The 13,326-nt window shown below is 38.7% G+C and carries 11 protein-coding genes and 1 tRNA gene; 5 read left to right on the top strand and 7 right to left on the bottom strand.

All coding sequences use genetic code 11. The features are described from left to right. Nucleotides 1-289: 289 nt before the first annotated feature. The 3 genes from F0161_RS01975 to F0161_RS01965 all read left to right on the top strand — a co-directional run bounded on the left by F0161_RS01975 (nucleotide 290) and on the right by F0161_RS01965 (nucleotide 3,204). The gene (locus F0161_RS01975; protein WP_137602251.1) at nucleotides 290-1,048 is read left to right on the top strand and encodes an SDR family oxidoreductase; all 759 of its coding nucleotides are present in this window, start codon (nucleotides 290-292) and stop codon (nucleotides 1,046-1,048) included. Between the two features lie 485 nt (nucleotides 1,049-1,533). Continuing rightward, a complete protein-coding gene (locus F0161_RS01970; RefSeq protein ID WP_150203456.1) occupies nucleotides 1,534-2,679 on the top strand; it encodes an ArgE/DapE family deacylase in 1,146 nt (381 codons plus the stop codon). Nucleotides 2,680-2,685: 6 nt separating this feature from the next. After that, nucleotides 2,686-3,204, top strand: coding sequence for a methylated-DNA--[protein]-cysteine S-methyltransferase (locus F0161_RS01965; protein ID WP_371858086.1), 519 nt, complete (start codon nucleotides 2,686-2,688; stop codon nucleotides 3,202-3,204). Nucleotides 3,205-3,264: 60 nt separating this feature from the next. On the opposite strand, the gene F0161_RS01960 is transcribed toward F0161_RS01965, so the two are convergent. From F0161_RS01960 to gdhA, 4 genes are all read right to left on the bottom strand, one after another. Next, complete coding sequence (locus F0161_RS01960; protein WP_150203454.1) at nucleotides 3,265-4,650, bottom strand: L,D-transpeptidase family protein; 1,386 nt, start codon at nucleotides 4,648-4,650, stop codon at nucleotides 3,265-3,267. A 139-nt stretch (nucleotides 4,651-4,789) separates the two neighbouring features. Next, nucleotides 4,790-6,211: an NAD-dependent succinate-semialdehyde dehydrogenase gene (locus F0161_RS01955; RefSeq protein ID WP_137602248.1), complete on the bottom strand. Its 1,422-nt coding sequence runs from the start codon at nucleotides 6,209-6,211 to the stop codon at nucleotides 4,790-4,792. A 290-nt stretch (nucleotides 6,212-6,501) separates the two neighbouring features. Beyond that, nucleotides 6,502-7,014, bottom strand: a complete 513-nt coding sequence (locus F0161_RS01950) for a flavodoxin (protein WP_225423173.1) — start codon at nucleotides 7,012-7,014, stop codon at nucleotides 6,502-6,504. Between the two features lie 236 nt (nucleotides 7,015-7,250). Then, a complete protein-coding gene (gene gdhA / locus F0161_RS01945) occupies nucleotides 7,251-8,597 on the bottom strand; it encodes an NADP-specific glutamate dehydrogenase (RefSeq protein WP_150203451.1) in 1,347 nt (448 codons plus the stop codon). Between the two features lie 334 nt (nucleotides 8,598-8,931). Here gdhA and F0161_RS01940 point away from each other — a divergent pair, with 334 nt between their 5' ends. Further along, complete coding sequence (locus F0161_RS01940) at nucleotides 8,932-10,101, top strand: DUF2075 domain-containing protein (RefSeq protein WP_150203449.1); 1,170 nt, start codon at nucleotides 8,932-8,934, stop codon at nucleotides 10,099-10,101. Nucleotides 10,102-10,146: 45 nt separating this feature from the next. Beyond that, nucleotides 10,147-10,935 carry a putative ABC transporter permease gene (locus tag F0161_RS01935; RefSeq protein WP_150203447.1) on the top strand — a complete coding sequence of 263 codons (789 nt, stop codon included), beginning with the start codon at nucleotides 10,147-10,149 and terminating at the stop codon, nucleotides 10,933-10,935. Between the two features lie 127 nt (nucleotides 10,936-11,062). Here F0161_RS01935 and F0161_RS01930 read toward each other — a convergent pair. The 3 genes from F0161_RS01930 to proB all read right to left on the bottom strand — a co-directional run bounded on the left by F0161_RS01930 (nucleotide 11,063) and on the right by proB (nucleotide 13,298). Beyond that, nucleotides 11,063-11,135: transfer RNA gene (locus F0161_RS01930), tRNA-Thr, on the bottom strand. 94 nt (nucleotides 11,136-11,229) lie between these two features. Further along, complete coding sequence (locus tag F0161_RS01925; RefSeq protein ID WP_150204612.1) at nucleotides 11,230-12,474, bottom strand: glutamate-5-semialdehyde dehydrogenase; 1,245 nt, start codon at nucleotides 12,472-12,474, stop codon at nucleotides 11,230-11,232. Between the two features lie 17 nt (nucleotides 12,475-12,491). Beyond that, nucleotides 12,492-13,298 (bottom strand): glutamate 5-kinase, encoded by an 807-nt coding sequence (proB, locus tag F0161_RS01920; RefSeq protein ID WP_150203445.1) that lies wholly within the window; start codon nucleotides 13,296-13,298, stop codon nucleotides 12,492-12,494. Nucleotides 13,299-13,326: the final 28 nt, after the last annotated feature.

The raw sequence follows: 13,326 nt of genomic DNA, 5'->3' as shown, positions 1-13,326 counted from the left end.
TACGTGGACGCTACCTAAATAGTAATGTGCTTGCAAGTAGTGTCATTTGATTTACCCCATTTAATTTATTGTCCATATTTTACCCAATTAACTATTAACTTGTCAAATTACAAAACAGCTTTGATGTCAGTCAAAATAGTAAACGATTTTGATATAACTGAGCATTAACAGGTCAAAAATAGTTAAAAGAAGGAAATTAGGTGACATAACCGGATAACTTGTGTTATTCTTCACATATGGCGCAATGCCTGTTAGATTAACTAATACAAATATCTGGAGGTTCACATTTATGAGTAATCGTTTGGATGGTAAAGTTGCAATTGTCACTGGTGGTACATTAGGAATTGGCTGGGCAGTCGCTCATCGTTTCGTTGATGAAGGTGCTAAGGTAGTTATTACCGGTCGTCACGCTGATGTTGGTGAAGCCGCTGCTAAGAAAATTGGCGGCCCTGATGTAATTCGTTTCATTCAACATGACGCTGCTGATGAAGCTGGTTGGGTTGATTTATTTGATGAAACAGAAAAGGCCTTTGGACCAGTCAGCACTTTAGTTAATAACGCTGGAGTTGGTTTAACTGGTTCGATTGAAGAAACCAGCACCGAAACTTGGCGTAAAATTATGGATATTAACTTAGATGGTGTCTTCTTTGGTACTCGTCTAGGTATTCAACGCATGAAAAATAAGAATCTTGGCGCTTCTATCATCAATATGTCTTCTATTGAAGGATTTATTGGCGATCCTAATTTGGGCGCTTACAACGCCACTAAGGGTGCTGTACGGATTATGTCTAAATCGGCTGCAATTGATTCAGCTTTAAAAGATTATGACGTTCGTGTTAACACGGTTCACCCTGGTTATATCAAGACTCCATTAGTTGATGGAATTGAAGGTGCCGAAGAAGGCATGTCCGATCGTTCAAAGACTCCAATGGGTCACATCGGTGAACCTGACGATATCGCTTGGATTTGTGTTTACCTTGCTTCTAACGAATCTAAATTCGCAACTGGCTCTGAATTCGTCGTTGATGGCGGATATACAGCACAATAAAAAAGGCTTTTCAAGTCGTTTAGCTCCTGAGCATTAATGATAAATACTGATATTGACTTCGTACTTTGAAGTTGATGTCAGTATTTTTATTAAGCGAATGGAGTTGACGAGAAAAGCTGGATTATTATAGTGGTGCAAAAGTCGGTTAATTCTTGAAAACTAACATATAACGAACTCTTATTGCGCACCTTGCAATGAGAGTTTGTTTTGTTAGATGAAAGAATTGACTTTTAAACCCGGATTAAAAAAAGGCTTTTCAAGTCGTTTAGCTCCTGAGCATTAATGATAAATACTGATATTGACTTCGTACTTTGAAGTTGATGTCAGTATTTTTATTAAGCGAATGGAGTTGACGAGAAAAGCTGGATTGAGATAGTGGTGCAAACATCGCCACAGTATCTCCACTTACGTTGTGTTGTTGTCCAGTTAAATTTGTGCTATCTTACAGTTAATTAACACGATTACATATAGAGAGAAGCACAGCAATGGATAAAAGTGAAAAAATTAGAATCTTGCAAGATATGATTAAAATTAATACAGCTAATGGAAATGAAGCAGAGTTAGCTAAATATATTCAACACCTTTTAAAAATACATGATATCGACTCACAATTAATAAGTCATGGAGATAACTTGGACCGAGCTAACATCGTGGCAGAAATCGGACCCAAATCAAGTAACAAAGTTTTAGTGTTGGCAGGTCATTTGGACACGGTCGATGCTGGAAATTTGGAAAATTGGGGCCGCAATCCATGGAGCGGAGAGCTCGAAGACGAGATTGTTTATGGTCGCGGGGCAGCAGATATGAAATCTGGCTTAGCCGGCATGGTCATCACGTTGATTGAATTATCCAAAACTCAATTAACGAATCGGATTCGTTTTATCGGTACTGCCGGTGAAGAATTGGGTGCAGCTGGCTCAAAAGAACTAACCACACAGGGATATGTCCATGATGTTTCAGCAATGATTATCGGAGAACCAACCGGTGGAGACATTGTCTTTGCGCACAGCGGATCGATTGATTATACGGTTCATTCTCAGGGTAAAGGCGCGCATAGTTCTATGCCAAAACTTGGAATTAATGCCATCACTAACTTAGTTAAATTTATTACTGCCGAAGAACACGCCTTTGACGATGCACCAGAAAGCCCTCTCTTGGGACCATTAGTGCACAGCGTAACCGTGATCAATGGTGGTAATCAAGTCAACAGCATCCCCGAATCCGCTTACTTGGAGGGTAACATTCGTCCCGTTCCTGAATGTAATGAAGCGGATTCGATTGCACGGCTTCAAGCAATTATCACTGAATTGAATCAGCAACCCGATGTTAATTTGAGCTTAACCGTTAATTTTAGTTTCACCCCTGTTGTGAACGACCAGCATAGTGATTTCGTGCAAGCCATTCAAACGGCTCATTCTATGGCGTTTGGCAGTCCCGCCATTTTGAAAGTTATCCATGGCGCAACGGACGCCTCCGAATACATCAAGGATGACCACAAATTTCCAATGCTAGTCTTAGGCGCCGGTCAATGGGAAGATGCCCACAGTCTAAATGAATCAGTCACTCTGGATAATTATTTTAAAGTCATGGAAACTTACCGACAAGTTGCCTTAAATTGGCAAAACAATTAGGAGATTATGATGTTATACGAAACTACGTACAACTCCCCTATGGGACCATTATCCATCATTTGCAATCAAACTGCTCTCAAAGGAATTTGGTTTAAAGGCCAAAAATATTTTCAGGCATCAATCAATCATAATGCCATCAGTGAGCATGGCAATCAATATTCATCAATAGTCCATCACTGGTTAAACCGCTACTTTAACCAGGAAAATCCAGCTATTAGCGAACTCAAGCTTGCCCCTGAAGGCACTGATTTTCGACAAAAAGTCTGGCAAATTCTTCAGACAGTCCCTTATGGAGAAACAATCACCTATAAACAGATTGGTTTATCATTGGCAAAACAACCAATGTCATCCCAAGCCATTGGTGGCGCCGTGGGTCATAATCCCATTTCGATTATCATCCCCTGCCATCGAGTCGTTGGTGCTAACGGAAGTTTAACTGGTTACGCTGCTGGAATTGATACCAAAATTGCCTTACTACAGCATGAACACGCCAACTTTGATCATTTATTTAATCCATTAAAATAATTTCACGCAAAAAAATACTATTGAGCAAAAAAATGCTCAATAGTATTTTTGATTTAATTATTAAAATACAACCACTGGCGTACCTAAAGCAACTGCATTATATAATTTAGCCATGAATTCGGGTGGATTATTCACACAACCGTGGCTTCCATGGGTCTTGTACCAGTCACCACCATACTGTGGTTGCCATGATGAATCATGTAATCCAACCCCGGTATCATCGATTGGCATCCAGTAACTAACTTTCGAAGCATAGTCACTCCCATTATCGTTTTGGCCTCGTAGTGTGGCATCTTGTTGCTTGCTCCAAACACTATACGTTCCAGTTGGAGTATCATGCCCATTTGATGGTTTACCAGTCACAACATCTGAATCCAACACTAGTGAACCATTCTTGTAGTAATACTCGTGTTGATTTTGAATATCAACTTCAACATAAGTGTCACCAATATCAGAACTTCCATTCTTGTTGTAGCCAGAACCTTCCGTGGTAATCCAACGGTCAAAGCTCTTTCCGGCAGTAATATCTGAAGATAATTGCTTAACTTCGGATGCTTCATTAATAGTCCAGCCATACAGACCGCCACTAACAGACACAGTACCCCGTTTAGTTGAATTAAATTGACGAGTTGAACCATAAGTAGCGTACTTAGTATCAAGTTTATCCAAATATGCATCAACTTTGTCTTTATCAAGAGAAACATTACCGTTATCAATCTTAACCCAGCTAGTAATCTCTGCTGAAGATACATCGACCTTAGTGTCATTGTAAATTTTCAAAGTTCCTTTGACACTGGCAATTTTCTTCATTTGTGTATCTAATTTCTTGAACTGTGCACTATTTTCGGTCAAAGCTGGCTTGTTATAGGTCGACTTTAAGTTAACGGTCGTCTGGTTTTGATCGACACTTTTCTTAATCGCCGTCACTAATTTAGCAGTTTCGACTTTGTTACCTTGTGTTTCTTTAGTAGCAACCACTTTACCGTCTTTAAACGTTAAATTAGCATCCGTCGATGCTTTTCGATTGCCATTCAGACTATTCGCCGTTTTATCCGCAAACTGTTGTAAGACAGTTTCATTCACAAGCGCCTTACTATTAGGGATTTTACTTGAACTAACACCCAGCAGATGTGCTGGCCATGCCCAAGCATTTTGCGTACTCATAATCTTTTTCAATGTGTTACTAAAGTTCTGTTGGATTCCAACAGTTTCTTGTTTCTCAGTCAACACCGTTTTGCCATTTTCAGTTAATGAAAACTTAGCAGTTTTAATCTTTTCACTTAACAACTTGTCAGCTTGATTGACGTTTTTTCCGGCAATCGTAGCCCCAAGGACAGTTGTTTTAGGCAAAAAGTGGTGTTGATAATACACTGATCCACCAATGTAAATGATAGCAAATAATCCAACAATTAAGCTTACGGTTATCCACAACTTATTCTTTTTCATCGCTGTTACTCCTCACCAAAATTCCACGCACTTAATAATAGTACAAATGTTCCCCAATTGGAAGAAAAAAGTTATGGATAACTTAATATCCATAACCTTTTAATAATTCTTTAACTTCCATGAATACGGTTTTAGTGAGCTATTCAGCATCTGTTGCAACTAGGCCACCGGCTAAATTATCCATGTTTGGATGTTCTGCGGTAACAACTAATTGTTCGTTAACAAATGCATTCAATCCAATTTCATACATTTCACGACCATAACCAGATTTCTTAACGCCACCGAATGGTAATTCAGGTAAGCTGACCATGAAATTATTGACAAAGACCATGCCAGTTTCGATTTGTGAAGCAACCTTTTCACCACGAGCAGAGTCGCCACTAAAGACAATTCCACCCAAGCCTAAGTCTGAATCGTTAGCTAAATCAATCGCTTCTTGATCTGAACTAACCTTATAAACTTGAGCTACTGGTCCAAACATTTCTTCAGAAAAGGCTGGATTATCAGGTTTTACATCAGTCAAAATAGTTGGTTTGAAGAATTGACCTGGTAAATCAATTGGTTCGTTGCCATAGTATAAGTTGGCACCTTTTTCGATAGCCTCATCAACTTGACCTTGTAATTTTTCCTTAGCCTTTTTCGAATTCATTGGGGCTAATGATGTTTTTGGATCCAGTGGATCACCAGGTATTACTTTGGCAAAATTATCGCGTAATTTAGCTAAGAATTGATCGTACAAATTATCTGCTACGATAAAACGTTTAGATGATGTACATACTTGACCTGCATTGTAGAGACGAGCTCTCCAAGCAATGTCAGCTACGGTATCAATGTCCGTGTCATCGAGTACGATAAATGCGTCCGTTCCACCTAATTCCATGGTACTTTTCTTCAGATTATCGCCAGCTTCACGAGCCACACTACGGCCGCCACGTTCAGAGCCAGTCAAGGCAACCCCTTGAATTCGACTGTCTGCAATAACTTCAGAAACTTGGTCATAGTTCAAGAATAGGTTCTTCAGACTAGCATCTGGAGCAGAAGATTCATGAACAATCTTTTCAAATGCTAATGCAGAGCCAGGAGTAATGGCCGCATGTTTGAGAATCATTGGATTTCCAACCATAAAGTTAGGTGCAAACACACGCATAATTTGATAGTAAGGGAAGTTCCATGGTTCAACCATTAATAACACACCGAGTGGATGTTTCTTAACTTGTGCTTTACCAGTCGCCATGGTTTCAATTGGTGTAGATTGTAATAAACCGGTACTATGGTCAGCAAAATAATCTGCAATCATGGCACATAATTCAACTTCACCTTGAGCTTCACGTAATAATTTACCCATATCGGTCGTAATTGCCTTAGCCAATTCATCACTATGCTTGCGCATTAAATCAGCAATTTCATGCAATTGAGCCTTACGAGTTTCAGGACCTTCTAATTCCCATTTCTTAAATAGTGCCTGAGCATTTGCCAGTGCTGCCTCAATTTCTTCTGGGGTAGCATCTGGGTATTCATTTACAACTTCATTGGTATATGGATTAACTGTTTTGTAAGCCATTTTGTTCCTCCTCAATTAATTGTTTAATGCTGAAACAACGGTTTGCGACATTCAAAAAAATTTCGGTACCGTTTTCATTACGGTTTTATTGTATGTCCTTATTTGTCCATAGTCAATCAAAAACGGCTAAAAATTTAACTTATTTCACAAGTGACCAGTTATATACCATTTCCACCATGCCGGCATTTTTAAAAGATGTATATTTTTGCTTGTGAAAATTTAAGCAAGCCTACTACTCACCTAAATAGTTAACCACCTAATTAAAAAGAGGCATTTTAATACAATGATTTTTATTGATATTGTTTGATGAATTTATCGATTGTCGTTTGGTTATTCGCTCGAAATCCATCCTGCAAATCTATTTTTTTATTTTGGCCCATTTTTTCTAAGTAAGAGGCGCTCTCATCAATTCCGCTGCTCATTGAGGTTGTAAATGGAATCACAGTTTGGCCGTTAAAGTGACCAGTTTCAAAAAAGGTATTGATAAACATAGGAGGCCGATGATACCAGGTTGGAAACCCTAAGAAAATAACTCGGTATTTCGATAAATCTGGTAAGTTATCAATTCTAGGATGAACATTATTATCAATCTGGTCCTTTGAAACTTCAGCTAATTGTTGATAATCATCAGGGTAGTTCGGTGTTAATTTCATCTCAACAAGATCACCACTAACTTGTCGATGAATATATTTGGCTGCTTTTTCTGTGGCACCCGAGTTTGAGTAATAAATAGTTAGGATTTCATCTGACTCGTGCTTATTATTTAATTGTTGTTTGTTATTATTGTTTTCAAATTGATTCATAAAGGAACTTCCTTTCTTCACTGCGTAATTTGCATACCGTCTTATTCCAAAAAATACTAAAATGATGGCGAATAAACTGCCAATCACTGCAACCTTCTTCATCTACTTCCCTCTTTCATCGTTCAATAGCTGAATCATAAACCTTGAAGTTCACTCGAAGGCAAGTATATTTTGGGAAAAATTAAAAAAGCCACTAAATCCTCAGATTTAGTAGCTAAATTTATTATTAGTTTTACTTAAATTACACCTTGTGCGAGCATTGCTTCGGCAACTTTTTTAAAACCAGCAATATTGGCACCAGCTAAATAATCTTTACCAAAGCCATATTCCTTGGCAGCTTCAGCAGATTGGGTATAAATGTCTTGCATGATTTTTTCAAGTCGTTGATCTACTTCTTCAAATGTCCAAGATAAGCGTTCACTATTTTGACTCATTTCAAGGGCAGATACTGCAACACCACCAGCATTAGCAGCCTTCGCTGGTCCAAGTAATACGTTGGTTTCGTGGAATACTTGAACGGCTTCCGGGGTACATGGCATGTTAGAACCACAGTTAACGACTGTTGCACCATTGCTAGCGAGACGGGTAGCTTGATCTTTACCAATTTCGTTTTCAGTAGCACAAGGTAAGGCCACATCATAAGTTAAATCAAAGTCCCAAACTGAGCCTTCATGGTATTCAGCAGAGATAACTCGGTCTGCATATTCTTTAATCCGTCCTCGTTCAACTTCTTTAATTTGTTTAACAATTGTATAGTCAATTCCATTTGGATCATAAACGAATCCGTTTGAATCTGAAGCAGTTAAGACAGTTGCTCCTAATTCATTGGCCTTTTGGATTGCATAAATTGCAACGTTGCCAGAACCAGAGACCTTGATTCGTTTACCATTTAAGTCTTCGCCTTGATCTTGAAGTAAGGCTTGAGTGAAATAAAGTAAACCAAAGCCAGTAGCTTCAGTCCGAGCTAAGCTTCCACCAAAGCTCAAACCTTTACCAGTTAAGACTCCAGGTTGATAACCACGAATCTTACGATATTGGCCATAAAGATAACCGATTTCACGACCACCAACTCCAATATCACCTGCCGGTACATCGATATCTGGTCCAATATGGCGTTGTAATTCCGTCATAAAGCTTTGAATAAATCTCATGACTTCGCCATCAGATTTTCCCTTTGGATTAAAGTCACTACCACCTTTTCCACCACCAATTGGTAGACCAGTGAGACTATTTTTTAGCACTTGTTCAAAGCCCAAGAATTTAACAATTGAAAGGTTGACACTTGGATGGAAGCGCAGGCCACCTTTATATGGTCCAATTGATCCATTAAACTGAACTCGGAAGCCACGGTTAACTTGCACGTTACCTTCGTCATCTACCCAAGGTACTCTAAATTGAAATGCACGCTCAGGTTCAATCAGGCGTTCAATTAAGTTAGCTTTGATATATTCTGGGTGTTTTTCCAACACCGGCGTAATTGTACCAAAGAAATTATTAACGGCCTCTAAAAATTCTGATTGTTGTGGATCTCTTTGCATTAGTGACGTTTTCACGTTAGCTAAGTATTCTGTTGCTTCTGACATCTGTATCATCCTTTCAAACTTGATTGACAATAATTATATCATATTAAAAAATAATTAGAATATATAAATTCACAATCGCTGTTAAACCTGGATTTCGTAAGTTATCAGTCTTTATTGGTTGCTTTTCTTCATTTAATTTTAATTTAAAGCATATTGAATTATTGATAAATTAACAAACTTTTATTCTAATTTTATATAGAGTTTTTAGCTAAATATTAGTTACACAGCTTTGTCATGAAATCAATTACACCCTAGCAATTGGCACAAATCAAACTATCATTTTGACTCAGATAGGGTTAAAATTTCAAGATACGAATAAATTAGGAGTTAATCAATGAATAAAATTTTAGAAGCACAGTTTTTTGTTAAAGATTTATCCGATTCGCAAAAAGCGGTAATTACAGACATGAATCATTACATCAACGCTGGTATGAATAGCGACAAACACTCGGTGGCAATTATTCAAGGAGCCGCCGGCACTGGTAAATCAGTAGTTCTGATGGAATTGGTTCGTCAGTATATGACTGATAAGCGCTACAAAACAGCCTTAGTCGTCAATCATCCAGAATTATACAAAGCTTACCAGGATCTTGGTGAATCCATTCCTAACATGAATGTTAAATCAATCCGTCGTCCAACCGCTTTAATCAACGATGCTCAAAAGAATCATAAACATTACGATGTGATTTTTGTGGATGAGGCCCACCTGCTCTACTCTAAATCAGAACCTTATGCCCATTATCGTGGAGAAAATCAACTCACTGATTTGATGAATCTTGCCAAGGTAGTGGTGGTTGTCTATGATTTTGCGCAAGTGTTCCAATCAAAAATGTACTGGGACGAAAAGCTCCTCTTCGACACAATCGGGAAACATCCATATAAGATGTTCGATATGAACTTCCAATATCGGATGGTGGCTAGTGATCAACAAGTCGCTTGGATGGACGATTTAACTGCCGAAAAGCCAATTACAGACTTTCCTGACAATAGTGAATTTGAATTTAAAGTCTTCGATACTGCGGGGTCTTTATTTGAAACTGTTAAAAAGCGCAATAAAGAGTTTGGAATGAGCCGTGTGGTTGCCACGTCAGGTTTTCCACGAATTGATGGGCGACATAACGTCGAAATGGATACGTTTAGTTTGCCATGGGATGAATGGGATCCACAACGGACGCACTGGGCCAAACGTGAAGGCTCAATCACGCAAGTTGGTACGATTTATACTTTACAAGGCTTTGACCTAAATTATGTGGGTATGATTATTGGTCCTTCATTTGGTTACGATGCAAAAACCGATACCATGACGATTATTCCTGAAAAGTACTCTCATAAAGAGATTTTCAAAAAGCGTAAAGATAGAAAATTTACCCAAGCTGAGTATAAAGAATTCATCGCAAATGTGTTGAACGTGTTAATGAAGCGTGGTAAGTATGGTTTATATCTGACAGCTTATGATGATGCTTTGCGTGCGCGCTTGCTTGAACTGTCAAAAAGTATCAATTAATTTTAACCAATGTGAAATACATTCATTGAATATGGGAGGTTTAACATGCAGATCACATTCCTACAACAGCAAATCACGATTTGGATATTATATTTTTTCGCATATTCAATTGTCGGATGGCTATGGGAAAGTAGTTACGTCAGTGTTCGAACCCATAAATGGACGAATTCTGGTTTCTTGATTGGACCTGTTGTGCCTGTCTACGGGTTCAGTATGATGGCTCTGTTGGCCCTGATTGAACCATTCAAACAAAATATACTCTCACTCTTTATCTTCAGCGCGTTATTAGTGACAGTTATCGAATATATAACTAGCTGGCTGATGGAAAAACTATTCAAAGCTCGTTGGTGGGATTACAGTAAAATTCCATTAAATTTAAATGGCCGTGTTGCCTTACCAATTTCATTATTTTGGGGCTTTGGTGTGGTCATCATCGTTAAATTTATCCACCCGATTATTTCAAGGATGGTTGAACAAATCGCCACTAACTACGGCATTCTGACCGTCGTAATCATGATAGCAATCATCATGTTCGATTGTGGCTTTACGATTGCTAATGCTCTGGCATTTGGCGCTGCAACCAAACGAATTGGTGATACCATCGAAAGCACTAAATTAGATTTAAAAAATCGGTTGGCTGCCGACAATTCACTTCTCAACCAAAACAAAAGCTGGCTGGAAGAATATCGCCAACATCCTAGCGATGAAAACTTGAGCCTTAATTTCGTTCAACGACGCTTGTTGAAGAATTTTCCATCAATCAAGTTAAATAATACTAGTACTTCAGTTCCCGATATCATCAAGATGTTAGACGATTTACGTAAACGTAAGTAAATTGATTTTCATGTCTTTAATCCAATGTAACGAAAAAAGCAGGCTTCCACGATTGTGGAAGCCTGCTTTTATTGAATATTTGATTAGGTATCAAGGTTCGATATACACCTACGCGGACTATTAACTATGCTCATTACAGGATTCGAACCTGTGACCCCTTCATTACTAGTGAAGTGCTCTGCCAGCTGAGCTAAATGAGCAATAAAACTAACGTACTCTTAATATTCTGCCAGAAAATTAAAAAAGTGCAATAGTTTTTTTGAAATTAATTTATATTTTTTTAATTATTTTAACTTATTCTCGAATTTGACCATTGCCACGAATTAAATATTTGGTTGAAGTTAATTCGTTTAAGCCCATTGGCCCGCGTGCGTGAAGCTTTTGGGTACTAATACCAATTTCAGCACCAAAGCCAAACTTAAAGCCGTCGGTAAATCTTGTTGAAGCATTGACATACACGCAAGCTGCATCAATACGTTGTAAGAATTTTTCGCTGTTCGCGTAATTATCCGTGATGATTGATTCTGAATGTTTCGTATTATATTTGTTAATGTGCTCGATCGCTTCATCCAAAGAATCCACAACCTTCACTGCCATAATATAATCGGTGTATTCAGTACCCCAATCCTCTTCAGTTGCGACGTTAATGTCGGGTAAAATTGCCCGGGCACGTTCATCCCCACGTAATTCAACATTATATGGTTTCAAAGCAGCCGCAATAATTGGCAAGAATTGTTCTGCAACAGAAGAATGAATCACAATCTTTTCAGCGGCATTACAAACCGAAGGACGCTGTGTTTTAGCATTCACAATAATATCCGCTGCCATTTGCGCTTGGGCAAATTCATCAACATAGATATGACAGTTGCCGGCACCTGTTTCAATGACTGGTACTTTAGCATTTTCCACAACGGTTTTAATGAGACGTGCACTCCCACGAGGGATTAAGACGTCAATATAACCGGTTAAGGACATCATTTCATTCGCCGTTTTATGTGAGGTATCATGTAAAATTTGCACGGCATTTTCATCAATGTCGTTATCTCTTAAAACTTCTTTGATAGCTTCAACCAATTGAATGTTAGTTAATAAAGCTTCTTTCCCACCGCGCAAAATAACGGCATTACCGGTTTTAAAGGTTAAAGCAAACGCATCAACCGTCACATTAGGCCGCGCTTCATAAATCATCCCAATCACGCCTAAAGGTACACGTTGTTTTGTGATATACAAATCGTCTTCGGTTTTCCAACCTTTATCAATATCCCCAATTGGGTCTTGAAGGGCAACGACTTGTTCGACCCCAACCGCAATTTGTTCAATGCGTTCATCATCTAAAGTTAACCGATCAACAAAACTTGATGCTAAGCCGTCAGCATTGCCTAAATCTTGATTATTTTTTTCAACAATTTCGTCCGTATGTTTACGTAAAGATTGTGCCACTAATTTTAAAATATGATTTTTTTGACTTGTGCTAAGTTGGCTCAATTGTTGAGCAGCTTGCTGAGCCTGCTGACCCATTGTAATTAAATCATCCATGATATTCACCTTTTCATTCACTAATCCCGTGCAAATAACGTACCGACTGATTTCCCATCTAAAATATCAAAAATAACTTTCGGGTCTTCCCCATTAGCGAGCACCATTTGACGGCCTGCCTCAATGACGCGTTTGGCAGCTTTTAATTTCGTAATCATGCCACCCGTACCAAACCGCGTTCCACTACCGCCAGCTGAGTTTACCACTTCTTCAGTTATTTCGCTAACAAATGGTACTGTCTGCGCATCGGGGTGGGTATGTGGGTCTGCATCAAATAATCCATCGATATCCGACAAGACAATTAATAGGTCTGCCTCAATTGCAGTGGCTACCAATGCAGACAATTGATCATTATCACCAAAGGTAGTCAAATGATCCATTTCGTCGACCGACACACTATCATTTTCATTAACCACTGGAATGGCACCCATTAACAACAGTTGTTCAAATGTATTTAAGACATTCTTTTTACTGAGTGGGTAATCCATCACATCATGGGTCAACAAGATTTGGCCAATTTGTTGACTATAGCTAGCGAACCGTTGATTAAAAATCGACATCAGTTCATTTTGACCAATCGCTGCAATAGCTTGTTGCTGTGCCATTGCTTCCGGTCGCTTGGTCATATGCATTTGGCTGAGACCGACTCCCATCGCACCAGAGGTCACTAAAACCACCTCTAACCCACGATTTTGTACCGCACTGAGTGTGAATGCTAACTCATCCATCGTTTTTAAATTCAATTGTCCATCTGGATAAATCAAACTGCTTGTCCCAATCTTGACCACTAATCGTTTGGGAGTTTTAAATTGTGACCGACTACTCATCATTGCACCGCCATTTTAATATTTCTTT

The sequence above is a fragment of the Paucilactobacillus nenjiangensis genome (assembly GCF_008632615.1).
Taxonomy (GTDB): domain Bacteria; phylum Bacillota; class Bacilli; order Lactobacillales; family Lactobacillaceae; genus Paucilactobacillus; species Paucilactobacillus nenjiangensis.
The sequence above is the reverse complement of the archived record's forward strand: the minus strand, read 5'-3'. Positions and strand labels throughout refer to the sequence as shown.